General features: G+C 69.6%; 26 protein-coding genes and 1 tRNA gene. 5 read left to right on the top strand and 22 right to left on the bottom strand.

Annotated elements, in window-relative coordinates:
• Positions 1-45: 45 nt before the first annotated feature.
• From ABLE43_RS13065 to ABLE43_RS13050, 4 genes are all read right to left on the bottom strand, one after another.
• Positions 46-840, bottom strand: coding sequence for a transglutaminase family protein (locus tag ABLE43_RS13065; protein ID WP_348978876.1), 795 nt, complete (start codon positions 838-840; stop codon positions 46-48).
• Entirely contained in the window at positions 840-1,772 is a 933-nt protein-coding gene (locus ABLE43_RS13060) for an alpha-E domain-containing protein (protein WP_348978901.1), read from the bottom strand. Before ABLE43_RS13060 ends, ABLE43_RS13065 begins: the two co-directional genes overlap by 1 nt.
• A 5-nt stretch (positions 1,773-1,777) precedes the next feature.
• Complete coding sequence (locus ABLE43_RS13055) at positions 1,778-3,259, bottom strand: circularly permuted type 2 ATP-grasp protein (protein ID WP_348978875.1); 1,482 nt, start codon at positions 3,257-3,259, stop codon at positions 1,778-1,780.
• A gap of 66 nt (positions 3,260-3,325) precedes the next feature.
• On the bottom strand, positions 3,326-5,305 hold the full coding sequence (locus tag ABLE43_RS13050; protein ID WP_348978874.1) for a protein-disulfide reductase DsbD family protein: 1,980 nt from the start codon (positions 5,303-5,305) through the stop codon (positions 3,326-3,328).
• Positions 5,306-5,396: 91 nt separating this feature from the next.
• Here ABLE43_RS13050 and ABLE43_RS13045 point away from each other — a divergent pair, with 91 nt between their 5' ends.
• Positions 5,397-7,103: an alkaline phosphatase family protein gene (locus ABLE43_RS13045; protein WP_348978873.1), complete on the top strand. Its 1,707-nt coding sequence runs from the start codon at positions 5,397-5,399 to the stop codon at positions 7,101-7,103.
• 16 nt (positions 7,104-7,119) lie between these two features.
• Here ABLE43_RS13045 and ABLE43_RS13040 read toward each other — a convergent pair whose 3' ends face one another.
• The 11 genes from ABLE43_RS13040 to ABLE43_RS12990 form a co-directional block, all read right to left on the bottom strand.
• On the bottom strand, positions 7,120-7,515 hold the full coding sequence (locus ABLE43_RS13040; protein WP_348978872.1) for a DUF6766 family protein: 396 nt from the start codon (positions 7,513-7,515) through the stop codon (positions 7,120-7,122).
• 52 nt (positions 7,516-7,567) lie between these two features.
• Positions 7,568-8,029, bottom strand: coding sequence for a DUF4126 domain-containing protein (locus ABLE43_RS13035; RefSeq protein WP_348978871.1), 462 nt, complete (start codon positions 8,027-8,029; stop codon positions 7,568-7,570).
• A gap of 189 nt (positions 8,030-8,218) precedes the next feature.
• Complete coding sequence (locus tag ABLE43_RS13030; protein ID WP_348978900.1) at positions 8,219-9,154, bottom strand: right-handed parallel beta-helix repeat-containing protein; 936 nt, start codon at positions 9,152-9,154, stop codon at positions 8,219-8,221.
• Between the two features lie 164 nt (positions 9,155-9,318).
• Positions 9,319-10,194 carry a 3-hydroxyisobutyrate dehydrogenase gene (mmsB, locus tag ABLE43_RS13025; protein WP_348978870.1) on the bottom strand — a complete coding sequence of 292 codons (876 nt, stop codon included), beginning with the start codon at positions 10,192-10,194 and terminating at the stop codon, positions 9,319-9,321.
• Entirely contained in the window at positions 10,194-10,469 is a 276-nt protein-coding gene (locus tag ABLE43_RS13020) for a hypothetical protein (protein WP_348978869.1), read from the bottom strand. The genes mmsB and ABLE43_RS13020 overlap by 1 nt, the downstream gene beginning before the upstream one ends.
• On the bottom strand, positions 10,466-11,242 hold the full coding sequence (locus ABLE43_RS13015; protein WP_348978868.1) for an enoyl-CoA hydratase: 777 nt from the start codon (positions 11,240-11,242) through the stop codon (positions 10,466-10,468). The genes ABLE43_RS13020 and ABLE43_RS13015 overlap by 4 nt, the downstream gene beginning before the upstream one ends.
• A 123-nt stretch (positions 11,243-11,365) precedes the next feature.
• Positions 11,366-12,400 (bottom strand): enoyl-CoA hydratase/isomerase family protein, encoded by a 1,035-nt coding sequence (locus ABLE43_RS13010; protein WP_425475271.1) that lies wholly within the window; start codon positions 12,398-12,400, stop codon positions 11,366-11,368.
• A 151-nt stretch (positions 12,401-12,551) separates the two neighbouring features.
• Complete coding sequence (locus ABLE43_RS13005) at positions 12,552-13,691, bottom strand: acyl-CoA dehydrogenase family protein (protein ID WP_425475270.1); 1,140 nt, start codon at positions 13,689-13,691, stop codon at positions 12,552-12,554.
• Complete coding sequence (locus ABLE43_RS13000) at positions 13,688-14,077, bottom strand: RidA family protein (RefSeq protein ID WP_348978865.1); 390 nt, start codon at positions 14,075-14,077, stop codon at positions 13,688-13,690. Before ABLE43_RS13000 ends, ABLE43_RS13005 begins: the two co-directional genes overlap by 4 nt.
• Positions 14,074-15,003 carry a polysaccharide deacetylase family protein gene (locus ABLE43_RS12995; protein WP_348978864.1) on the bottom strand — a complete coding sequence of 310 codons (930 nt, stop codon included), beginning with the start codon at positions 15,001-15,003 and terminating at the stop codon, positions 14,074-14,076. Before ABLE43_RS12995 ends, ABLE43_RS13000 begins: the two co-directional genes overlap by 4 nt.
• 4 nt (positions 15,004-15,007) lie before the next feature.
• Entirely contained in the window at positions 15,008-16,546 is a 1,539-nt protein-coding gene (locus tag ABLE43_RS12990) for a CoA-acylating methylmalonate-semialdehyde dehydrogenase (protein WP_348978863.1), read from the bottom strand.
• Positions 16,547-16,688: 142 nt separating this feature from the next.
• Here ABLE43_RS12990 and ABLE43_RS12985 point away from each other — a divergent pair, with 142 nt between their 5' ends.
• Positions 16,689-16,967 carry a DUF2798 domain-containing protein gene (locus ABLE43_RS12985; RefSeq protein WP_348978862.1) on the top strand — a complete coding sequence of 93 codons (279 nt, stop codon included), beginning with the start codon at positions 16,689-16,691 and terminating at the stop codon, positions 16,965-16,967.
• A 38-nt stretch (positions 16,968-17,005) separates the two neighbouring features.
• Here the strand turns inward: ABLE43_RS12985 and ABLE43_RS12980 are convergent.
• Together ABLE43_RS12980 and cpdR are read right to left on the bottom strand one after the other, a co-directional pair.
• Positions 17,006-17,080: transfer RNA gene (locus ABLE43_RS12980), tRNA-Val, on the bottom strand.
• A gap of 76 nt (positions 17,081-17,156) precedes the next feature.
• Positions 17,157-17,534, bottom strand: coding sequence for a cell cycle two-component system response regulator CpdR (cpdR, locus tag ABLE43_RS12975; RefSeq protein WP_348978861.1), 378 nt, complete (start codon positions 17,532-17,534; stop codon positions 17,157-17,159).
• 87 nt (positions 17,535-17,621) lie between these two features.
• Here cpdR and ABLE43_RS12970 point away from each other — a divergent pair, with 87 nt between their 5' ends.
• A complete protein-coding gene (locus ABLE43_RS12970) occupies positions 17,622-18,479 on the top strand; it encodes an N-formylglutamate amidohydrolase (RefSeq protein ID WP_348978860.1) in 858 nt (285 codons plus the stop codon).
• A gap of 286 nt (positions 18,480-18,765) precedes the next feature.
• Here ABLE43_RS12970 and ABLE43_RS12965 read toward each other — a convergent pair whose 3' ends face one another.
• The 3 genes from ABLE43_RS12965 to ABLE43_RS12955 all read right to left on the bottom strand — a co-directional run bounded on the left by ABLE43_RS12965 (position 18,766) and on the right by ABLE43_RS12955 (position 21,598).
• On the bottom strand, positions 18,766-19,287 hold the full coding sequence (locus ABLE43_RS12965) for a cytochrome b (RefSeq protein WP_348978859.1): 522 nt from the start codon (positions 19,285-19,287) through the stop codon (positions 18,766-18,768).
• A complete protein-coding gene (locus tag ABLE43_RS12960; protein WP_348978858.1) occupies positions 19,287-20,072 on the bottom strand; it encodes a SapC family protein in 786 nt (261 codons plus the stop codon). The genes ABLE43_RS12965 and ABLE43_RS12960 overlap by 1 nt, the downstream gene beginning before the upstream one ends.
• Before the next feature lie 80 nt (positions 20,073-20,152).
• Entirely contained in the window at positions 20,153-21,598 is a 1,446-nt protein-coding gene (locus tag ABLE43_RS12955) for an FAD-binding oxidoreductase (protein ID WP_348978899.1), read from the bottom strand.
• A 75-nt stretch (positions 21,599-21,673) separates the two neighbouring features.
• On the opposite strand from ABLE43_RS12955, the gene ABLE43_RS12950 reads away from it, so the two are divergent.
• On the top strand, positions 21,674-22,165 hold the full coding sequence (locus ABLE43_RS12950) for a hypothetical protein (RefSeq protein WP_348978857.1): 492 nt from the start codon (positions 21,674-21,676) through the stop codon (positions 22,163-22,165).
• A 107-nt stretch (positions 22,166-22,272) separates the two neighbouring features.
• On the top strand, positions 22,273-23,049 hold the full coding sequence (locus ABLE43_RS12945) for a Crp/Fnr family transcriptional regulator (RefSeq protein WP_348978856.1): 777 nt from the start codon (positions 22,273-22,275) through the stop codon (positions 23,047-23,049).
• Here the strand turns inward: ABLE43_RS12945 and ABLE43_RS12940 are convergent.
• Positions 23,000-23,416, bottom strand: coding sequence for a hypothetical protein (locus ABLE43_RS12940; protein WP_348978855.1), 417 nt, complete (start codon positions 23,414-23,416; stop codon positions 23,000-23,002). The two genes, ABLE43_RS12945 and ABLE43_RS12940, sit on opposite strands and share 50 nt — an antisense overlap.
• Positions 23,406-24,218, bottom strand: a complete 813-nt coding sequence (locus tag ABLE43_RS12935; RefSeq protein ID WP_348978854.1) for a DNA/RNA non-specific endonuclease — start codon at positions 24,216-24,218, stop codon at positions 23,406-23,408. The genes ABLE43_RS12940 and ABLE43_RS12935 overlap by 11 nt, the downstream gene beginning before the upstream one ends.
• Positions 24,219-24,357 lie beyond the last annotated feature (139 nt).

Genomic DNA, 24,357 nt, shown 5'->3' with positions numbered 1-24,357 from the left:
TTCGCGGCGGTCCCCCTCCCCGTACCGGGGAGGATCGGGAGCGGCCTACGCCTCCCCGCTACCCTCCATCCGCACGTCCACGTCGAGCGCCTCGTCGCCCGCCCCCATCCGCACGCCCGCGATCGGCGCGGCCCCGGCGGCGTCCAGCGCCACCGCGACGCGGACATGGTCCAGCCCCGATCGTCCGCCGACCGCCGGGTCGAACGCATACCATCCGCCCGCGACATAGGCCTCGGCCCAGGCATGCGGCGCGGCGGTGCGGCGCTCGTCGTCGCCAGACAGGCTGTAGCCCGAGACATAGCGCGCGGGCAGCCCCCGCGCCCGCGCCGCCGCGACGAAGATCTGCGCCATGTCGCGCGGCGACAGGCGGTCGTCCGCCGCCGCGTCGATCGCGGACCGGATCGCGGGCGTGGGCCGCCGGTCGAGCGGCCAGCGTGCATGGATCGTCCCCGCCAACGCGGTCATCGCCGCCAGATCGTCGCCGTCCGCCAGTCCGGCGATCGTCTCGTCGGCGCGGGTCAGCGGCGTGACGCGACGGAACAGCGCTTGCGGGAAGGGCTCGCTCGCCCCCTCGATCGGGCCGTCGTCCTCGCTCAGCAGCACCTCGCCCGTAATCGTCAGGAGCAAGCCGTCGACCGGCCCCTCGGCATAGAGCATCCGGGTGTGGTTGCCGTAACCGTCGACGCCCTCGCGCAGCCGCGCGTCGCAATCGACGTCGATCCGCCAGTGGATCACCGTCTGGTGCGTCGTGTCGCCGGGGAACAGCCGCAGCAGCTGGACGATGCGCGCCTGCGGTTCGCTGAAGCGGTACCGCGTCTCGTGATGGACCGACAGCCGCATCAGATGAACCGGAACTGGCGGGCGATCGCCGCGTCGAGCATCGCATTCTCCCGGATGAAGGCGGTCAGATATTCGTGCAGCCCGCTCACGATCACCTCATGCGCCCGCGTCTTCTGCATCCGCGCCAGCCGCGCCCGCGCCATGCGGTCGGCCTCGCCCTGGAATCCGGTGCGCTTGCCCAGCAGGTTCAGCATCTCGACCGTCTCGTCGACGCACGCCGACAGGCTGCGCGGCACCTCGCCCCGGCACAGCAGCAGCTCGATGACATGGGCGGGTTTCAGCCCCTCGCTGTAGAGCCAGCGATAGGCGGTGACGGCGGAGACGGTCTGGAGGATCGTGGTCCACTGATCGCGGTCGATCGCGCCGCCGACGCGCTCGCCCTCGGGCAGCAGCAGGTGGTATTTCACGTCGATCAGCCGCGCGGTATTGTCCGCCCGCTCGATCGCGGCGCCGAGCTGGATGAACCACGTCGCCTCGTTCTTCATCATCCGCTGCACCGCGCCCTCGAACCCGCGCGCCTCGGCCTTGATCGCCTCGACCAGGTTCAGGATGTCGGCGTCGCCGTCGTCTGCGGGTCCGTTGAAGACGATCCACGCGCGGTTGATCGCGGTCCATGCGTCGCGGGTCAGCGCGGTGCGCACCGCCTTGGCATTGTTGCGCGCGGCGTCGAGGCACCACAGGATCGAGCCCGTATGGCTGCGGTCGCAGGTCAGGAAGCGCGCGACCGATTCCTGCCCGACGCGGTGCCCGGTGGCGGCGAAGCTGTCCTCGGTATAGCTGACCGCCAGCGCGCTGGCCCATGCCGCGTCGCCCGCCGGGCGCGACGACAGCGCGTCGAGCCGCACCGTCGCCTCGACCAGCCGCGCGAGGAAATCGGCCCGCTCGACATAGCGGCCCAGCCAGTAGAGCGACGCCGCGGTGCGTGACAGCATCGCCATCAGCGGCCTCCCTGCGTCTGGGTCATGCCGCCCATCGTCTGGGACTGGCCGGGGCCGTCCTCCAGCAGCACGAAACTGTCCTTGGTCCCGCCGCCCTGGCTGGAATTGACGACCAGCGATCCCTCCTTGAGCGCGACGCGGGTCAGCCCGCCGGGCACCACCTGCACCTCCTTCGCGCCGGTCAGCACGAACGGGCGGAAATCGACGTGGCGCGGGGCGAGGCCCGCCTCGGTCAGCGTCGGCACCGTGGACAACGCCAGCGTCGGCTGCGCGATATAGCGCTGCGGCTCGGCGATCAGCGCGCGGCGGAAATCCTCGATCTCGGCCCTGGACGCGGTCGGCCCGACCAGCATGCCGTATCCGCCCGACCCGTCGACCAGCTTCACCACCACCTCGTCCAGATGGTCGAGCACATATTTGAGCGCCTCGGGCTCGCGGCAGCGCCATGTCTCGACATTGGGGAGCAGCGGCTCGCTCTCCGCATAGAAGCGCACGATCTCGGGCATGTAGCTGTAGATCGCCTTGTCGTCGGCGATGCCGTTGCCCGGCGCGTTGACCAGCGCGACATTGCCCGCGCGGTACGCGGCGATCAGGCCGGGCACGCCCAGCATCGAATCGGGGCGGAACACGACGGGATCGATGAAGTCGTCGTCGATCCGGCGATAGATCACGTCGACCCGCACCCGCCCGGCGATCGTCTGCATATAGACGGTATCGTCATCGACCAGCAGGTCGGCAGGCTCGACCAGTTCGACGCCCATCGAATCGGCGAGGAAGCTGTGTTCGTAATAGGCCGAATTGAAATGCCCCGGCGTCAGCACGACGCAATTGGGCTGCGCCCCCGCGCCCGCGGGGGCGACCGAGCGCATCGTCTCCAGCAACTTGTCGGGATAGCTGTCCACCGCCGCCACGCGGAAATTGCGGAACAGTTCGGGGCACAGCCGAATCATCGCCTCGCGATTCTCCAGCATGTACGACACACCCGACGGCGTGCGGGCATTGTCCTCCAGCACGAAGAACTGGTCCGGCCCGGTGCGCACCAGATCGATGCCGCAGATATGCGCCCATACGCCGTGCGGCGGGCGTATCCCGGCGATCTCCGGGCGGAACTGCGCGTTGCCGAAGATCAGGTCGGGCGGCAACACCCCGGCTTTCAGGATGCGGCGCTCGCCATAGATATCGTCGAGGAAGGCGTTGATCGCCTGCGTCCGCTGGACCAACCCCTTGGAAAGCCTCGCCCACTCATCGGCCATGAACACGCGGGGCACGATATCGAACGGGATGATCCGCTCCGCCGCCTCGCTGTCGCCATAGACGGCGAAGGTGATGCCCAGCTGGCGGAAGGTCGCCTCCGCCGCCTGCAACCGGCGCTTCAGCTCGCGCGGGGGAACGCCCCGCATCCACTGCGCCAATGCCGCCAATTCCATGCGCGGTGCATCCGGCCCGCCATGCCCCCAGATTTCGTCGAACGCCTGCCCCATCCGTCCTCCAAGCAACGAACGCCGCTTTGGTTGCATGGTGCAGCGCGGCAGGGGCGGCGGCAAGGACTATTGCGGCACCAGCGCGGTCAGCGTGCCTGGGGTCAGCACCTGCGGCAGCACCTGCGGTTCCTTCGCACCCGGCGCATACCACAGGTACAGCGGCACCCCGGCGCGGTTGTGCGCCTCGATGAACCGCCCGAGCGCCGGGTCGCCGTCGGTCCAGTCGCCGACCAGCGTGGCGACCTTGCCCCGGCCGAAAGCATCGGCGACCGCGCGCGTCTCGATCGCCGCCCTCTCGTTCACCTTGCACGTCAGGCACCAGTCGGCGGTGAAATAGGCGAAGACCGGCCGCCCTTCGGCCCGGAGCGCGGCCAGCCGCGCCTCGCTGAACGCTTCCGTGCCCGCGATCGTCGCGCGCGCCGCCGGTGCCGCGCGCGTGACCAGCGCCGCGCCGCCGCACGCCACGGCCAGCGCGGCCAGCGCGGGCCACCACGCCCGGTCGCGCCCCCGCGCCTGCCGCCGCCCGGTCCACCACAGCCCCAGCGCCGCGAGCAGCAGCGCCGCCAGCCCGATCGCCATCCCGTCGACCCCCGCCTGCCGCCCGAGCAGCCACGCCAGCGCCAGCGCGGTCAGGAACATCGGCACCGACAGGCCCTTGCGGAACGCATCCATCCACGCGCCGGGCTTGGGCAGGCGTCGCCGGAGCGCGGGCACGAACCCCAGCAGCAGGAACGGCAGCGCCAGCCCCAGTCCGAGTCCCGCGAACACCGCCATCGCCGCGAGCGGCGGCAACACCAGCGCCGACCCCAGCGCCGCGCCCATGAACGGCCCGGTGCACGGCGTCGCGACGAACGCCGCCAGCGCGCCGGTGGCGAATGCCCCGCCGCGCCCGCCGCGCGCGCCCAGCTGCGGCGTCGGCAGCTCGAACAGCCCCGCCAGATTGAGCGCGATCGCCCCGGTCAGCAGCAGCAGCAGCAGCACGACGCGCGGATCGGTCAGCTGGAACGCCCAGCCCGCGCTGACCCCCGCCGCCCGGATCGCCAGCAACACGCCGCCCAGCGCCATGCAGGTCGCGACCGCACCCGCGGTATAGGCCACCCCCTCGCCCCGCGCCTTCGCATCGGACTCGCCCGACCGCGCGAGGCTCAGCGCCTTCAGGCTCAGGATCGGGAACACGCACGGCATCACGTTCAGCAGCAACCCGCCGAGCAGCGCGCCGCCGAACGCCAGCAGCGCCAGCCGCCAGTCGAACGCCACCGGCGGCAGCGGCATCGCCACAGCACCCGGCACCGCCCGGATCGCGAAGCCCTGCCCCTCGCCCGTAGCCAGCACCCCCTCGACCGTCGCGGGCTTCCCCGCGCCCTTCGTCGCCACGACGATCGCGTCGCCGTCGCGCACGATCGTCTGCGGTGCGGCATAATCGATCGCGCCCTCGGTCCCGGCGAAGAAATATGCGTCCCCAAGCGGCGCATCGGCGGGAAACGGCACCCGCAGCCGGAACGCCTCGCCGCCCTCGAACACCGCCTGCGCCCCCATCGGTCGCGGCAGTGCCCGCCGCCAGCCGTCGAACGCCGCGCGCCGCCCGGGCGTCACCGCGCCGTCGCCGACGGTCAGCTCGGTCGCCAGCTCGGCGCGCTCGGGCACACAGATTTCACGGGTGCACACCAGATACTGGATCGACAGCCGCACCGGCAGCGCCGTGCCCTTCGCCAGCCCGGCGGGCACGGCCAGCTCGGTCAGCAGCGCCCACGGCCGTTCGTAGACATAGTTCATCAGCCCCGCGACCAGCAGTCGCTCGGGCACCGGATAGCGGATCTCGCCGAGCGTCACGCCCGCGGGCAGGCGCCATGCGAGGCGCGGCTGGGTGCCCACCGCCCCCGGATTGCGCCAATATCCGTGCCACCCGGCATCGGGTTCGGACACGATCGCCAGCGCAACCCGGCTGCCCGGCGCGGGCGTGTCGCTCTCCGCGACCAGCCGCATCGCGACATGCCGCTCGCCCGCAGCCTGCGCGGCGGCGGGCAGCGCCCACAGCAGCAGGAGCATCGGGAGGATTCGTCGCCAGACCATTCTTGCCGCTGTCATGCCGGGGGAGTAGCGGAGTTCGCGAACGGATGCACCGTCCCCGGAGTACAAGATGCGCCTCGTCCCCCTCGCCGCACTGTTGCTGGCGACCGCCGCGCCCGCGCTGGCCCAATCGACCCCCACCCCGACCGCGCCGGTCGCCGCGCCGACGAAGGGCGACGTGCCGCCGACCCCGCCGGTCCCGGTGCCGCCAGGCTATCCCGCCAGCGCACCGAAGCTGATCGTCGCCATCTCGGTCGATCAATTCTCCGCCGACCTGTTCGCCGAATATCGCAGCCGCTTCACCGGCGGCTTCGCCCGGCTGATGCAGGGCGCGGTGTTCCCGGCGGGCTATCAGAGCCATGCCGCGACCGAGACCTGCCCCGGCCATTCGACCATCCTCACCGGATCGCGTCCGGCGCGCACCGGCATCATCGCCAACGACTGGATCGACCAGCGTTCGGGCCGCCCCGACGGCAAGGTCTATTGCGCCGAGGACGAGCGCGTGCCCGGCTCGACCTTCGACGCCTACACCGTGTCCGACGTGCATCTGAAGGTGCCGACGCTCGGCGAGCGGATGAAGGCCGCCGACCCGCGCACCCGCGTCGTCTCGGTCGCTGGCAAGGATCGCGCGGCGGTGATGATGGGCGGGCACCGGGTCGATGAACTCTGGTGGTTCGGCAAGACCGGCTTCGTCAGCTATGCCGGGCGCGCGATGCCGCCGGTAGTCGCGCGCGCCAACGCCGCCGTGGCGAAGCGGATCGCGACGCCGACCCCGGCGATGGACCTGCCCGATTTCTGCCGCCCGCTCGCCCGTGCGGTCCGCATCGGCGACAAGACGGTCGGCACCGGGCGCTTCGCGCGCGCTGCGGGCGATGTCGCCAACTTCCGCCGCTCGCCCGAATATGACGCCGCCGTCCTCGCGCTCGCCGCCGGTTTCATCCAGGACATGAAACTGGGGCAGGGTCCGCAGACCGACATCATCTCGATCGGCGCATCGGCGACCGATTACGTCGGCCACGGCTATGGCACCGAGGGTACCGAGATGTGCCTGCAACTCGCCTCGCTCGACCAGAGCCTCGGCGCCTTCTTCCAGATCCTCGACGCGACCGGCGTGGACTATCAGGTGATGCTCACCGCCGACCACGGCGGCAGCGACGCCAGCGAGCGGCTGGCGGCGCATGCCGTGCCCGACGCGGTGCGGCTGGACGGCGAACTGACCGTCGGCGGCATCGGCAAGGCGATCGGCGCGAAGCTCGGCATCGCCGGGCCGGTGCTGTTCGGCGGAGTCAACGGCGACCTGTGGTACGACGTGAAGCTGACCGCGGCGCAGAAGGCGGCGGTCGAGCGCGAGGCGATCGCGCGGCTTTCCGCCCACCCGCAGACGCAGGCGGTGTTCACCCGCGCGCAGATCCTCGCCACGGCGATGCCGCAGCATACCCCGCCGGAGACATGGAGCCTGCTGGAGCGCGCCCGTGCCTCCTACGACCCCGAGCGTTCCGGCGACCTGCTCGTCGCGATGAAGCCCCGCGTGCTCACCCTGCCGCACCCGGTAGTGGGGTCGTCGGTCGCGACGCACGGCAGCTTCTGGGACTATGACCGCCGCGTGCCGATCCTGTTCTGGCGCAAGGGCATGGGCGGTTTCGAGGAGCCGTTCGGCGTCGAGACGGTCGACATCCTCCCCACCCTCGCCGCGACGATCGGGCTGAAGGTGCCGGCGGGCGAGATCGACGGCCGCTGCCTCGACCTCGACGCGAGCGACGCCTCGACCTGCCGCTGACGATGCGGGGCGGGGTCTACTCCCGCCCCATGTCATGCGCGTGCGGCTTGGCATGGCCGTCGATGCGGAGGTAGCGCCGGTCGATCGCGTCGATGAACGCCTGGTCATGCCCCGCCTGCCGCAGCAGCGCGTCGATCTTCGCCTCCATCCGGTCGTCATTCTCCTTGGACGCGGGCGATCCGGCATAGAGGAAATAGGCGAGGCCGACGACCTGCCACAGCAGTTGCAGGAACTCCGACTGCCAATTCTCGAACGTGTCGCGCCCCATCACGACCAGATAGGCATTCAGCTCGGGCAGCTGCCCCTGCGCACGCGCCTCGTCGGCGAACGCATACCAGCCGAAGATCCAGTGCCCGATGATCGACACCAGAAAGAACGCGACGGTGATCCAGCCATAGGCGTATTTGCGCATGTTCCGACTCCCTCAACCTGTTGAGAGAGAAGAACAAACTACGCCCGTGCGATCAAGCCGCCCCGACCAGCCGGGGATTGGCGACGGCAATCCCGCTGCCCAGCACGATCGCATCCTCGACGAAGCCGGTCGCGGTCTGGCCGTAGCGCCGCATCGCCCACATCCGCAGCCGCCACCCGACATAGGACGAGGCGAGCGCCGCACCGACCGCGACGGCGGCACCCATCGCCCGTTCGCCCTTGGGCGCCAGCGCCGCCCCGGCATAGGCGGCGGTGACGCTGCGTACGGCAAGCCCGGCGGGCACGATCCGGTCGGGCGCGGTCTTCATCTTGTCGCCTGCCATCTCGGCGGCGGCGAAGGCGGCGGTCCCGGCGGCGATCACGGGATGCAGCAGCAGCTTCTGGAACGGCAGGTCCGCCGCCACCTCGCCGCGCCGGGTGGCGGTGGCGATCGCGGCCAGCGGCGTGATCCCGCGCTGGCCCGCGACCAGTCCGATGAGCAGCGAACGAAGCATAAGGTCTTCCTTTCCAACGAAATGCCCTGCCTCAATCCGCCGGCGCCGATTCCGCTCCCCGCCCCTGTCCTACAGCCGGGCGCCCTGCTATGCTCGCACGGCCTACCGGCAACCGCGCGTGCCTGGCCGATAGCGGACCGCGCGAAACGACGCCACGAGTGTAAACTTTGTAAACTTCGGGCCGCGCCGCTACCGCTTCTCGAACCTGCGCAGCCCCGGCCCCAGCCGGTTGGCGCCCACCACCACCCCCTCGCCGCTATAGTCGGCGACGAACGCCGGGCTCTTGTCCATGCCGGGGGCGAGGCGCGCGTCGTTACCCTCGATCCGCAGGCCCGCCGCCGGGAAGGTCCGCTTCTCCGCGCCGACGACGATCAGCCCGGTCCAGTTCTCCTTGCCCCGCCCCTGCACGAAGGTATTGCGCGCGATGACGCCCGTGCCCCCTTCGGCGAGGTCGATCATATAGTTGGTCTTGCTCCCCCGGCTGTCGTCGAAGCTGTTGTCGGTGATCTCGACGCGCGGGCTGCGGATCTTGACGTAATGCCCGCCGGTGCCCCGCTCGAAGCGCGACCGGGTGATGGTGATCGACCCGTTGTTGCCCATATAGACCGAGTGCGAGCAGTCGGCCGTCTCGTCGCACTGGCCCAGCCCCGCGAAGGTCGAACGGTCAATCACGATCCGCTGCTGCCCGTTGGGATCGCCGCCGAGGATGCCTTCCTGACTGTCGAGGAAGCTCGAGTTGGTCACGGTCAGATTGCCCAGTTCGGTGCGGATGCCCGCGCCGTTGCCGTCGGGCACGCGGATGCGGCGGAAGGTGATGCCGTCGACCGTCGACTGCTCTCCACGCAGCACGAACGTCGCCTTGCCCTCGCATGCCGCACCGTCGAAGATCACGCTGCCGGGCGTCCGCGCGCGAAAGGTGATCCTGCCGCCGGTCTGCACGGTGCATTCGCGATAGACGCCCGGCGCGATCAGGATCGTCAGCGGCTCCCCGGTCTGCGCCGCCGTCACCGCCGCATCGAGCGTCGGATAGGCGACGCCGGTCTGCTCTATGACGAACGGCCCGGCATTCTGCGCCGGGAGCGGCGCGGCAGCGGCAAGCAGGGCGATTGGGAGGAAGCGGCGCATGACGGGTGCCTTCGTTACGGGATCGGACGACAGGATGGCGCGCGAACGGGCCATCCAACAAGCCGGTTCCCTGCGACGATCGACATCCGGCAGAAGCTTAGCGGCGTTGCTCCCCTCCCTTCCAGGGAGGGGAGATCGATCCGGCTATTGCATGCGGATCCAACCTACCGCAGCGTCTGGATGATCCCCGAAAAGTCGGTCGCCCCCTGCCCGTCCTCGACGAAGCGTCCGTAGAGTTCCGCCGCGCGCGCGCCCATCGGCGTGTCCGCGCCCGCCCCCGCCGCCGCCTGCATCGCGAGGCGCAGGTCCTTCAGCATCAGCGCGGCGGCGAACCCGCCCTGATAGCCGCGATCGGCGGGCGTCTCCGGTCCCACCCCCGCGACCGGGCAATAGCTCGTCATCGACCAGCACTGCCCCGAACTGACCGAGGAGATGTCGTAGAAGGTCTGCGGGTCCAGCCCCAGCTTCTCGGCCAGCGCGAACGCTTCGCACGTCGCGATCATCGATGCGCCGAGCAGCATGTTGTTGCACATCTTGGCCGCCTGTCCCGCGCCGTTCGCCCCGGCGTGGATCACCGCCTTGCCCATGTCGGACAGGAACGGCTCGGCCCTGGCGAAGGCGGTATCGCTGCCGCCGACCATGAAGGTCAGCGCGCCCGCGTTCGCCGCCGCGATCCCGCCCGATACCGGCGCATCGACCGCATGCAGCCCCTTCGCCCGTGCCGCCTCCGCCACCGCCTTCGCGGTATCGACGTCGATCGTCGAACAGTCGATCAGCACCGCCCCGGTATCCACCGCATCCAGCAGCCCGCCGCGATAGACCTCCGCGACATGGGTTCCGGCGGGCAGCATCGTCACCACCGCCTGCGCGCCCTTCGCCGCGCCATTGGCGTCGGTGCAGGGCAGGCACCCCGCCGCCTTCGCCCGCGCCAGCGCATCCGCCGACAGGTCGAAGGCGCGCACGTCGTGCCCCGCCTTCGCCAGATTGGCGGCCATGCCCCCGCCCATGTTGCCGAGCCCGATAAAGGCGATGCGTGCCATTAGCCTGTCCTGTCCCGTCGTATCCGTCGCTGTCGCAACAACCATCCTGCAAATCCGCCGAGCATCCCCGGCACCGCCGCGACCAGCGCGGCGACGATACCGACCGGTACCGCCGCCTCGCTCATCGCCGCGCCCGCCACGATCAGCGCCAGCGCCCCGACCGGCAGCGCCGCCACCGCGCCCGCCAGCAGCGGATGCAGCCGCGTCCACCGCGCCAGCACCAGCGCGCCCGCGAACGGCAGCACCGGCACCGCAAGGAGGATCGCGTCGCTCACCGCCCGGTCCAGTTCCCCGGCCGCTTCTCGACGAAGGCGGTCATGCCTTCCTTCTGGTCGGCGGTGCCGAACAGCCCGTGGAACAGCCGCCGCTCGAACTGCACGCCTGCGCTGAGCGTCGTGTCGAACGCGGCGTTGACCATTTCCTTGTTGGCCTTGACCGCCAGCGGGGCCATGGCGGCGATGGTCGCGGCGGTCCTGAGCGCGTCCGCCACCAGATCGTCGGCGGGCACGATCCGCGCGACGAGGCCGCAGCGCTCCGCCTCTTCCGCACCGATCATCCGGCCGGTCAGGCACATCTCCATCGCCTTGGCCTTGCCGACCGCGCGGGCCAGCCGCTGCGACCCACCCATGCCCGGCGTCACGCCCAGCCTGATCTCGGGCTGGCCGAACTTCGCGGTATCGGCCGCCAGGATGAAGTCGCACATCATCGCCAGCTCGCACCCGCCGCCCAGCGCGAAACCGGCGACCGCGGCGATGATCGGCTTGCGGGTGCGGGTGAAGGCGTCCCAGCCACTGAAATGGTCGCCGCCGTACATCGCGGCGAAGTCCATTTCCTGCATCTCCTTGATATCGGCCCCGGCGGCGAACGCCTTGGCCGATCCGGTGACGACCGCGCAGCCCTGCGACGGATCGGCGTCATAGGCGCGCATCGCGTCGAGCAGTTCGGCCAGCAGCTGCGCGTTCAGCGCGTTGAGCGCCTGCGGGCGGTTGAGCGTGACCAGCGTCACCGCATCGTGGCGCTCGACGGTGATGGTTTCATAGTCGGACATGCGTGCTCCAGCAGGGTTCGTCATTCCGGCGCAGGCCGGAATCCATGGACGGGGGACGACCGCGATAGAAGCGCAACCGCCCGACACAATGGATTCCGGCCTGCCCGGAATGACGGAGGGGTTTCATCGCGGCTGCCATTCCTCGCCTGCATCCAGCGGGGCGAAGATGCGGTCGATCATATGGTCGCTGACCGCATCCGGCGTCGCCGGGTTCCAGCGCGGGGCATGATCCTTGTCGACGATCACCGCGCGCACCCCCTCGACGATGTCGGGGCGCTGCACGATGCGGGTGGCGACGGCATATTCCTGCCGCATCTCGTCCTCGAAGGTCGGCATGGTCGCCCCGTCGAGCAGCAGTTTCAGCGACACCTTGCACGACAGCGGCGACCGCTGGCGCAGCAGCGCCAGCTGCTCGCCCGCCCAGTCGCCCCCGTCCGCCGCCAGCGCGGCGAGCACCGCCTCGAAATCGTCGCTGGCGAACAGCCGGTCGATATCCTCGCGCCGCGACAGGATCGCCGCTTCACCCGGATCGCCCGCCAGTTCGGCAAGGATCGCGTCCGCCGCCAGCGGATCGGCGACGATGCGCGCCTTGGCCTCCTCCACCCGGTCGCTCGCAACGAAATGGGTGGCCAGGCCCAGCGCGAGCATCTCCGCCCCGTCCAGCCGCGCGCCGGTCAGCGCCAGATACTGGCCGATCCGGCCGGGCAGGCGCGAGAGATACCAGCCGCCGCCGACATCGGGGAACAGCCCGATCGCGGTTTCCGGCATGGCGAACCGGCTGCGTTCGGTCGCGATGCGGATGCGGCACGGCTGCGAAATGCCGACCCCGCCGCCCATGACGATCCCGTCCATCACCGCAATGGTCGGCTTGGCATAGGTGAACAGCCGGTGGTTCAGCCGGTATTCGGTGGCGAAGAAGGCGCGGGCCGCCGCGCCGTCGGCAGCGCTGCTCTGGGCGATCATGCGGATGTCGCCGCCTGCGCAGAACCCGCGGCCCTCGGCATGGTCGATCAGCACCGCATGGACGGACGTATCGTCGCGCCAGTCCTCCAGCGCCGTCAGCATCGCATCGCACATCGCATGGGTCAGCGCATGGATCGCCTGCGGCCGGTTGAGGCGGATGCGGCCGGTGTGGTGATCGACGAACGTTTCGATCACAACCATCCTCCCCGGCACGGGGAGGGGGACCATGCGCAGCATGGTGGAGGGGGGTATCCCCAAACGCAACCGTGGTGGAGCAGGACATCCCCCTCCACCACCGCTTCGCGGCGGTCCCCCTCCCCGTGCCGGGGAGGATCGATCAGCATCCTCACTTCACCAGCTCCCGTCCGACGATCATCCGCATCACCTGGTTCGTCCCCTCGAGGATCGAATGCACGCGCAGGTCGCGCCAGAAGCGTTCGATCGGATAGTCCATCAGATAGCCGTAGCCGCCATGGAGCTGCAGCGCCTGATCGACCACCTTCGATCCGGTGTCGGTGGCGAAGCGTTTCGCCATCGCGGCGAACTGCGTCTTGTCGGGCGCGCCCGCCGTCACCTTGGCGGCGGCGGTGTAGAGCAGCGCGCGCGCCGCCTCCAGTTCGGTCGCCATGTCGGCCAGCGTGAACTGCGTGTTCTGGAAATCGGCGATCGGTCGGCCGAACTGCTGCCGCGCCTTGGTATAGGCCACCGCCTCGTCGAGGCAACGCTGCGCCCCGCCCAGCGAACACGCGCCGATGTTGAGCCGCCCGCCGTCCAGCCCCTGCATCGCGATCCGGAACCCCTCGCCCTCGCTCCCCACGAGGTTGGCGGCAGGCACGCGCACCTGGTCGAGGATCACCGCCCGCGTCGGCTGCGAATGCCAGCCGAGCTTGCGCTCGTTCGCACCGAACGACACGCCGGGCATGTCCCGTTCGATCAACAGGCAGGAAATGCCCTTCGGCCCCTCCGCCCCGGTGCGCGCCATCACCAGATAGACGTCGTTCTCGCCAGCACCGGAGATGAACTGCTTGGTGCCGGTCACGATGTAATCGTCGCCGTCGCGCACCGCCTTCGTCTTCAGCGCCGCCGCGTCGGACCCCGACGACGGTTCGGTCAGGCAATAGCTGGCGAGCTTGTCCATCGTCACCAGGTCGGGGAGGAATCGCCCCTTCAACTCTGCCGATCCGAAGGCGTCGAGCATCCACGCGGCCATGTTGTGGATCGAGATGAACGCGCTGGTCGAGGGACAGCCATAGGCCATCGCCTCCATGATGAGCGCCGATTCCATCCGGCCAAGCCCGATCCCGCCCGACTCTTCGGACACATAGATCGCCGCGAAGCCCAGCTCCGCCGCCTGACGGATCGTGTCGCGCGGGAAGATGTGCCGCTCGTCCCATTCCGCCGCATGCGGGGTGATGGCGTCGGCGGTGAAGCGGCGCGCCAGCTCCTGGATCTCGCGCTGGTCGTCGGTAAGGTCGAACTGGGTCACTCGGTACGCTCCACTATCGCTTCGGCCTCGATCTCCACCCGCCATTCGGGGCGGAGGAGTGCGGCCACCACCAGCATCGTCGCGGCAGGCCGCGCGACGCCCATCACCTGCCCGTGCACCCGCCCGACCCCATCCGCATCGGCGGGATCGGTCAGGTACATGCGGGTGCGGACCACATCGTCGATGCGCCCGCCCAGTTGCTCGATCGCCTGTGCGATGATCGCGAAGCAGCGCGCGGCCTGCGCGCCTGCGTCGCCCGGCGTGCTGCTGCCGTCCGGCTCGACCGGCGCGGTGCCCGACACGAGGATGCGGTCGCCCACCCGCACCGCGCGGGCAAAGCCGATCTGCGCCTCATAGGGCGAGGCGGAGGCCGTTCGCGCCCTCACCGATGCAGCACCTGCGCGTCGAACGCCGCCTGCGCGGCCTTCGCGTCGGCGAAGGCGGGCGCGGTCAGCCCGCCGATCCCGCGTGCCTGCGCGATCTGTCCGGTCAGCGTGCCGGTGGCGTTGGCCGGATCGGGGATCGTCCGCCCGAGCGGATCGGCATAGGCGGCGTCCGCCGTCACGATCGTCCAGCCCCCGGCCTTGAGCGCCTTCACGAAATCCTCGACGAACAGCGCGGCGATATCGGTCTCGTGCATCAGCATCACATGGATCGGCTGCTTCGTGCCGAACACCTTCAGCGCATTGGCATAATGCGCCTCGACGCCCTGCATCATCTGCTCGACATAGAAACGGCGCAGCGCGGCCATGTCGATCCGGTGCCCGGCCTGTTTCGCGGCCACCGTCATCGCCTCCAGCTGCCAGTCGGCCCCGTCCAACGTCACATAGCCGTTGCGCAGTCCCCGCGCCTCGAGGCCCGCACGCACCGCGTCCCGCTTCGCCCTGTCGGTACCGCCCTCGTCGAGGAAGGGATAGCGGAACCACGGGCGGAACCCCTCGCGCCCCTTCAGCCAGCGCTCGGCGCGGTCGATGTCGGCCAGATAGGCGGCGGCGGTCAGCTTCGACAGCGCGGGATGGCTGTAGCTGTGATCGGCCAGCACATGCCCCGCCGCGACGTAACCGGTCAGCCGGTCAATGCCGTCCACCCCGTCCGCATCGTCGGTCAGGCTGCCGGGATTGACGAAGAACGCCGCCTGTTTCACGCCCGCGCGGTGCAGCGCCGCGATCAGCTTCACCGTACGCCGGTCGAGCGTCAGAAACGCTCCGGCCGAACGCGGCGCGTCGTCGAACGTCAGCGCGATCCGCTTCTGCGCGGCGGCGGGCACCACCGCGAGACATGCCAGCAACACCGCCAGCAACCACCGCTGCATCGCCCTACCCCATGGTCGGAATGACGAACGCATCCTGCGTCCGGGCCGCGGCACCATCCTCGGCCTGGCCACCCATGGCCGATCCGTCGGGCCAGCGCTGCGTGATCGTCTTGACCTTCGTCCAGAAACGCACGCCTTCCTCGCCATGCTGGTTCACGTCGCCGAACGCGCTGCGCTTCCACCCGCCGAAGCTGTGATAGGCGACCGGCACCGGGATCGGCACGTTGATGCCGACCATGCCGACATTGACCCGTGCGGCGAACTCGCGCGCGGCATGGCCGTTGCGGGTGAAGATCGCGACGCCGTTGCCGTACTGATGCTCGGAGGGCAGCCGCACCGCGCGCTCGAAATCGGGCGCGCGCACCATTTGCAGGACCGGCCCGAAAATCTCCTCGCGATAGGATTCCATCTGCGGCGTCACCCGGTCGAACAGCGTCGGCCCGATGAAGAAGCCGCGCTCATGCCCCTGGAGCGAGAAGCCGCGCCCGTCGATCACCAGTTCGGCGCCCTCTGCGACGCCCCTGGCGATCCAGCCCTCGACCCGCGCCTTGTGCGCCGCGTTCACCACCGGGCCGTAATGCGCCTCCGCATCGGTCGAGATGCCGACGCGCAGCGCCTCGATCGCCGGGATCAGCTTTTCCCGCAGCGCATCGGCGGTCTTGTCGCCTACCGGCACGACGACCGGCAGCGCCATGCACCGCTCGCCCGCCGAGCCGAACGCCGCGCCCGCCAGATCGGCGACGACCTGGTCGAGATCGGCGTCGGGCATGACGATGCCGTGGTTCTTGGCCCCGCCCATCGCCTGCACCCGCTTGCCCGCCGCGACACCGCGCCGGTAGACGTAATGCGCGATATCGGACGAGCCGACGAAGCTGACCGCGCCGATCGCCGGATGGTCGAGGATCGCGTCGACCACCGTCTTGTCGCCCTGCACGACCTGAAGGATGCCTTCGGGCGCGCCCGCCTCCTGCATCAGTTCGGCCAGCCGCACCGGCACCGACGGGTCACGCTCGCTGGGCTTCAGGATGAAGGCGTTGCCGCAGGCGACGGCGACGCCGAACATCCACATCGGGATCATCGCCGGGAAGTTGAACGGGGTGATCCCAGCACCGATGCCGACCGGCAGCCGCATCGAATAGACGTCGATCCCCGGCCCCGCGCCATGGGTATAGTCGCCCTTCAGCAGGTGCGGCACGCCGCAGGCGAATTCGATCACGTCCAGCCCGCGCTGGATGTCGCCCTTCGCATCGGCGATCACCTTGCCGTGCTCGCTCGACAGCATATGGGCGAGTGCGTCCATGTTCGCCTCGACCAGTTCCTTGAAGCGGAACATCACCCGCGCGCGGCGTTGCGGGTTGGTCGCGGCCCATGCCGGTTGCGCAGCCTGTGCCGCAGCGACCGCCCGGTCGAGATCGGCGGCGGTGCCGAGGCGGACATGCGCCTGCACCTCGCCGCGATTGGGATCGAACACCGCGCCGAACGGCCCGCCGTCGTTCGATCCACCGGTCGAACCGCCCGCGATCACATGATCGATGACCCGCATACACTCTCCTGCAACGGCGGTCCGGACGGTCTGCTGCCGACTCAAGTCCCGCGTAATATTATTGCTTGTGGCATAGCGGGCGGCGGCTGTCAGCCGGGGAAATGACGGAACCCCGTGCCACCGTCGACCGCTGTGCCGCGCGATGCCCGACGACACCCCGGACGACCGCGCACAGGACGTGGTCCAGACCCGCTCCCGGTTCCGCTACCGCCTGTTGTCGTCCGCGATCAACGCGGCGATCCTGTCGTCGCTGATCGGTGCGGTCGGCGCCCTCGTCCGCGTCGGACCGGACGGGTTCTGGAGCGCCTTTGCACAGGGCGCGCCGGTCGGCTTCGCCACCGCGCTGCCCGCGTCGCTGCTGGTCGTGCCGGTGGTGCAGCGGCTGGTCGACCGGCTGTTCGGTATCGACGCCCCGCAATAGCAAACCCCGCCGGACACGGGGTCCGACGGGGCTCGAAATGGTGGGCGCGGCAAGGATTGAACTTGCGACCCCTGCGATGTCAACACAGTGCTCTACCACTGAGCTACGCGCCCGGCGCTGTCCCCCGTTTCCGGGGGGAGCGAAACCGGAGACGCGCTGTTAGCGGCGGCGTTTCCGGCTGGCAATAGGCTAATTGCCCACCGGCAATTTTTCTCCCTCGAACAGGCGATCGACCTCCGCCACCAGTTCGCGCAGATGGAACGGCTTGGACAGGATGCGCGCCTGCGGCACCGTCCGCCCCGCCTTCAGCGTGACCGCGGCAAAGCCGGTGATGAACATCACGCGCAGGTCGGGCGCGATCTCGCCCGCGCGCTGCGCCAGTTCGATGCCGTCCATCTCGGGCATCACGATGTCGGTGAGCAGCAGGTCGAACGGCTGCGTTTCCAGCAGCGGTACCGCCGCCGTGCCGCGGTCCACCGCGACCACGCCATAGCCCGCGCGCTCCAGCGCCCGCGCGAGATATTCGCGCATCACCTGATCGTCCTCGGCAAGCAAAATCCTGAACATGCACATTCCCTGGGCGGTCGGCCGTCGGACATATGCCGGGCGGGGTTAAGATTTTCCAGCATCGGCGCTCGACAGCGCGGCGGACCCATGGTCCTGTACGCCATGGACCCTGCCCCGTTCCTGACCATCGGCCCGGCCGATCCGGTATCGCCGGTGATCGTGTCGGTGCCCCATGCCGGACGATATTATCCGCCCGCGCTGGCGGCGCTCGTGTCGGTCCCGCCGGACCGGCTGGTCGCGCTGGAGGATCGCCATGTCGATGCGGTGGCGCAGGCCGCGGTTCGGGACGAAACGATGCTGGTCGCGACCCATGCCCGTGCATGGATCGACCTCAACCGCTCGCCTGCGGACGACCGCGATCCCGCGATCGACGCGGGCGCCCCGCCCCCGTTCGGCAGCCGGTCGGACAAGGTGCGCAGCGGGATCGGCCTGATCCCCCGGCGTGCAGGCGGCGCGGAGAATATGTGGCGGCGGAAACTCACCGACGCAGAGGTGCGCGACCGGATCGATCAAGTCCATGCGCCCTATCACGCCGCGCTCGCCGCGCTGCTGGCGGCGGCGCATGCCCGGTTCGGGGTGGCGGTGCTGCTCGACCTGCATTCGATGCCGCCGCTGACCGGCTTCGATCCGGCGGCGGTGGTGCTGGGCGATCGCTTCGGGCGAAGCTGCCCCGGTCATCTGACCGCGCGGGCGGCGGCGGCGGTGCAGCGTCATGGCCTGTCGCTCGCGATCGACCGGCCCTATGCGGGCGGACACATCCTCGACGCGCATGCCGCGCCGCGGGCGGGCATCCACGCACTGCAACTGGAGATCGACCGCAGCCTCTATCTCGATCCCGCACTCGATCGTCCGGGCGAAGGATTGGCGCGCACCGCCGCCATGGTGCGCAGCGTCATCGACACGCTCGCCGCCGCGGTGACGCACACGGCGGCGGCGGCCGAATAGCGCATAAAAAAACCACCCCGTGCACGGAGCACGGAGTGGCCAAGGTTCAGGGAGGAGGCGCGTGAAACGCGCCGCACGGCCCGACGAAAGGGGGGACATCGAACCGTGTACCGTCAATCTAGGTAGGGCGTCGGCGGGCTTCAAGAGCGAAATTGTATCCGTTTGTAACGAAACTTCGCTGATTCTGGACGGTACCGGCCCGCTACCGCGCTCGCGGCCATCCACAGCGTATCCATGCCGGGTGCGGAAGCGGGCCGGTGCCGCATCCGCGAACGCGAATCGAACGCTACCGCGCCCCCGGCAGCATCCGCGCCAGCACCCCGTCGCGCAGCATGAAATGGTGCCGCAGCGCGGCGGCGACGTGCAGCGCGACCAGCACCGCCATCGTGATGCCGACGACCTCGTGCACCTCGTGCCCCGCCCCGGCCGCGGCGGGCGGGATCGGCAGATAGGGGACCGGGAACAGCCCGAACCATTCCAGCGGCCGCCGCGTCGCGCCCGATGCCATCGCCCAGCCGCTCATCGGCAGGGCGACCAGCATCAGGTAGAACAGCCGGTGGGTCCAGCGCGCCACCCCCCGCTCCCAGCCCGCGACATGGGCGGGGAGCGGCGGCGGCGGGTTGGCGATGCGCCATGCGATCCGCCCGATCGTCAGCACCAGCACGGTGATGCCGATCGACTTGTGCAGCGACATCGACCCGCCGACGAGGCCGATCCACAGGTTCACGATCACCAGCAACGCGATCGTCCAATGAAAGACGATCGCGCCCAGCGAATAGCGTGATCCCGGGACCGGCAGCCGGGCCATCAGAAGGTCGGCACGCCGACCGGCTGCGCCTGCACCTTGCCCTGCCGCATCTGGCGGGCGAAGATGTCGCGCATCAGCGACAGCGAGAACAGGTGCGCGAACACCAGCGGCAGCATGCCCGACTGCTGCATCTTGCGCAGCTGGTCGCCGCGCAGGTCCATCAGCTTTTCCTCGGACACCATCTGGAAGCCGCGATAGACGAAGGGCTGGTCGTTGCCTTCCTGCTGGATCGACACTTCGCCGTCCATCAGCAGGCCAAGCTCCTTGAGCTCCTTCATGAACATGCCGGTCTTCTGGCCCGCCTGCTCGAACTGTTCGTTGAACGCGAGGATCTGGCGGGTCACTTCGCTCGGCTGGTCGCCGTCGAACAGCGGCTCGCCGTCCTCGAACTTGCCGATCACTTCCGACGTCGGGTCGAAGCACAGCGACAGCTCCTCCGATTCGGGGCGCAGCCGGGCGAGCAGATAGGGGTAGCGGCGGATATAGGCCGGGACATAGGTTTCCGGATCGGTCAGCCGCCCGTCGTCGTCGAGGAAGGTGTTGACCCCTTCGTTCAGCCCCATCAGCGCCAGCGGCACGGGATCGTCGCCGACCGAGAACACGATCGGCATCCGCCGCTGCACCAACGGGAACTCCTCGACCGTCACCGGCACCGCATGCTGGCCGACGAGGAACGGCGCGCGATCGGTGCTGCGGACCTTCCAGTCGGCATGGGTCTGGCTCGAAAGCGGTTCGAGCTGGTTGTAGAAGAGCGGAAGCGACTGGTTCTGCGGCGCGCTGGCCATTTCAGGGTCTCCAAAAACACATATTCGGTCCCGGCGTCGCATGCGCCGGAGTCCGCCCCCCGGCGAACATCCCCGTTCGTCTATGGACTGTCGAACGCCGGCGCAAGCGGCACGAGCTTGCCCGGATTGAACAGGCCGAGCGGGTCCAGCCCTGCCTTCACCCCCCGCAGCATCGCCAGCCGGGCGGGGGTTGCGGTGCGCGCCAGCTCGCCGAGCTTCATCTGGCCGATGCCGTGTTCCGCCGAGATCGATCCCCCCGCCGCCATCACCGCATCATGGACGAAGCGGGTGACGACCGGCGCGTCCTCCGCATACCAGCGCGCCGGATCGGCCCCCGCCGGAGCACGGACGTGGAAATGGACGTTGCCGTCGCCCAGATGGCCGAAGGCGGTGGCGTGGGTGCCGGGAAAGCGTGCCTCGGCGGCGGCAGCGGCCTCCACCATGAAGCGCGGCATCGCCTCCACGGGCACCGAGATGTCGTGCTGCACCGCCGGTCCCGCGGCCTTCTCCGCCGCCGACAGACCGTCCCGCAACGCCCAGAACGCTTCCGCCTGCGCCTCCGACGCCGCGATCGTCGCGTCGGCGATCGTCCCGCACGCCAGTCCGTCGGCCAGCAGCGTTTCGAGCAATGCCGCCGGATCGGCCTCGCCCGGCCCCGCGACCGCCTCGATCAGCAGATGCCATGGATGATGCCCGGCCAGCGGCGGTCGCGCACCCGGCAGATGCGCGACCGCCAGCGCCAGCGAATCGGCCGGGATGATCTCGAAACTCTCGACCGCGTCGGTCGCCGCCTGCATGTGCCGCAGCAGGTCGAGCCCGGCCTGCGGATCGGCGATCCCCGCCCAGCCGACGCAGCGCGCCGCGATCGCCGGGGCCAGCCGCAGCGTGGCGGCGGTGACGATGCCGAGCGTCCCCTCCGCGCCGACCAGCAGCTGCGTCAGGTCATAGCCGCGATTGTCCTTGGGCAGCACCGCCAGCCCGTCATGCACCGACCCGTCGGGCAGCACCGCCTCCACGCCGAGTACCAGCCGCCGCATATTGCCCCAGCGCAGCACCTGCGTGCCGCCCGCGTTGGTCGACACCAGCCCGCCGATGGTGGCGCTGCCCCGCGCGCCGAGCGTCAGGGGAAAGCGCTGCCCGGCGTCCGCCGCCGCATCGTGCAGCTGCTGGAGGATGACGCCGGCCTCCGCGACCGCCCGTCCGGGCCCGATCGCACGGATGCGCGCCAGCCGCCGCAGCGACAAGATCGCGGCGCTGCCGTCGCCGGGCGGCGTCGCGCCGCCGACCATCGACGTATTGCCCCCCTGCGGCACGATCGGCACGCGGTGGCGGCTGGCGGCGCGCACCATCGCCGCCACCTGCGCGGTATCGGCAGGCTCCAGCATCGCGCCCGCATGGCCCCGGAACCGCCCGCGCCAGTCGGTCAGCCACGGCGCGATGCGCGCCGGATCGGTCGTCACCGCGCGCTCGCCCAGTTCGGCGCGGAGATCGGCGGCGAGTGCTGCGACATGGTGCGGGAACGTCATCATCCTTTGCTACCAGCGCCGCCCCCTTGCCGCCAGTTCATCGCAGGTTAAATTGGCGTCGAGGATGTGTATCGCGTGACTGCCCTGCCGTTCCCTGCCGCAGCGATGGCATTGCTGCTGCTCGCCCTGCCCGGCGCGGCGCAGCGGCGCGTGTCGAACCCACAGCAAGCCGCGCCGCAGGGCGCGGTGACGGTCCGCACCGAGGTCCGCATCCAGCGGATGGTCGTCCGTGTGCCGCGCGCCCCGATCTCCCCCGCGTCGTTCAGCGCGCCGCGCCCATTGCCGCCGATCCAGTGGGTCGAGAAACACGCCGACCGCTGCGTGCCGATCCAGGATCTGGCGGCGGTCACGGTCAGTCGCCCCGACAGCGTCGACCTGCTGCTGAACGGCGGCAAGCGGTTGCGCGCGCGGCTGGCCGACGATTGCGCGGCAGTGGACTTCTATGCCGGGCTGTATTTCAAGCCGACCGGCGACGGGCGGATGTGCGCCTCGCGCGACGTGATCCGTTCGCGTTCGGGCGGGCAGTGCCGCATCGCCCAGTTCCGGGCGCTGGTGCCCGCGCGCTGAGGTACCCGCGCGCGGGGCAGGATACTTCGGATTATATTGCCGATCGTTGCCGGGATTGTGTACACTGCGTACCGAGCGATGTTCGCCCGGTATTGCAGGAGCAGGCGATGCGGCACCTTTCCCTGTGGCGCAAGCTGAACGCGACCAGCCATCTGGCGGAGGAGGATGCGGCATGCCTTGCCGGGCTGTGCGCCGACATCACCTCGACCCGGCGTCATGCCGACATCATCGCACAGGGCGACCGGCCGCAGGCGATCCACCTGCTGATCCACGGCTGGGCCGCGCGGTACCGCCTGCTGCCCGACGGCAGTCGGCAGATCACCGCCTTCCTGATCCCCGGCGACTTCTGCGACCTGCATGTCACGGTGCTCGACCGGATGGACCACGGCATCGTCGCGCTGACCGACTGCGACTATGCCTGCATCCCGTCCGACGCGCTCGACGCCTGTGCCGCGGAACGGCCGTCGCTGGCACGCGCCTTCTGGCGGGCGACGCTGGTGGACGAGGCGATCCTGCGCGAATGGGTCGTCAACGTCGGCCGCCGCGACGCGACCCAGGCGGTGGCGCACCTGCTGTGCGAACTGCACCTGCGCGCGCGGATGGCGGGGCTGGCGCACGGTGACGTGTTCGACCTGCCGGTAACGCAGGACGATCTGGCCGACGCGACCGGCATGACCCCGGTGCACATGAACCGCACGCTCCAGAAGCTGCGCGGCGACGGGCTGATCGAACTGGCGCACCGGCAGTTGACCGTGCTCGACCTCGCCGGGCTGCGCGCGCAGGCCGGATTCGATCCCGCCTATCTCCACCTGCGCGACCGTGCCGATGCCGGGACTACAGGGCGTAGGTCGGAAGGTCGTCTTCCGGCGACGGCGGATAGATGATCGGCTTGTCCCCGAAATAGCTGCGGACGATGCGGGTGCGGCGATCGATCGAGCTTTCTTCCAGATCGATCGCGTCGGCACAGACGTAGCGCAGATCGAACCGTCCATCGCGGATCACCAATTCCATATCCGTCCAGCGCGGATCACCCTCCTGCCCCTCCCAGAAATCGAGCAGGGCATCGCCGAGCACGTCCAGATCGGGGTCGCGGTACAGGATATGATTGCCACGATCCTTGAAAATGCTCGGCGACACCAAACCGTGATCCAGCGTTGCGTGCAGGAGGGTCCCTTCGAGAGGATATTCGGTATCCTCCGCCAGTATCGCGATGATATCCTCCAGCGTCGCGAAACCTCTATCATCGACCACCGCGATACCCCTTTCTCTCGTTCGGAAAGCGTTGACTTTTCGGCTGGCCGTCAACCGTCCACCACACATTGATCCTGCTCGGCCGAACCGATGCTTGCGGAAAAACCGGCGCAATCTTTACCGTCACGACCCGACCCGCTCGCTTGTCCCGCGCCCACTCGTCCTCGAGCATCCGATACCCACTACGATTGAAGTTTGCGTTCTGCGCGAAATGGTTGAACGCCTCGGCAGGACCGTTGAACCGGCTCGCGATGTAATGCCCGCCTTCATCGAAGGGGCGCCGATCGCGACCGCCCGCGGCCAGTTGTTCCCGTCGGGACCGCCGCGCTTTCGCCAGCGTCAGCGCGCCCGAGACATGCCGGGTGCGTCCCTGCATGTCGATCCGGTACAGATAGCCGTTGCGCCTGACCTCGCGGAAGGTTTCCGTTGGCCGAGGGGAAGCCGGTGGCAAAGGCTGCTGCCGTGCCGCCCTGCGAGGCGCAATTTCGCCCGGTCCATACCAGACGCCCGTTGCGGTAGCACCGGCACCTCCGCCCATGCCGCCACCCGGACCGGTAAATCCACCACCCTGCCAACGCACCGGCCTCCGCCGGGGACGCTCATCCATTGCTCCTGACACGTCCGACCCGCCGTCGCCATACCGCACCCCCATGCCCGCAAAGGTGAACCGGCCCGTTTCCGGGTCGTGCCACGGGTTGAACTTGACCTCGATCCCGTCCGGCGATCGCGGCGAGGGCACGAAGCCCGTCCGTAGCCAGCGATCGAATGCCCTGCGGTGCTCCGCATCCCTGCCCTGACCCATTGCCACCCCCACGCATATCAACGGAACATAAGAAGAACATGAAATCCGACTTTGCAAGACCCCGCCACGCCGATCCGCCCCAACCTTGACTTTTCCCCCGTTTTCCTCCAGCGCCCGTCCCATTTACCGGAGCGCTCGT

It is taken from the genome of Sphingomonas silueang (assembly GCF_040049155.1).
Taxonomy (GTDB): Bacteria; Pseudomonadota; Alphaproteobacteria; order Sphingomonadales; family Sphingomonadaceae; genus Sphingomonas; species Sphingomonas silueang.
The sequence above is the reverse complement of the archived record's forward strand: the minus strand, read 5'-3'. Positions and strand labels throughout refer to the sequence as shown.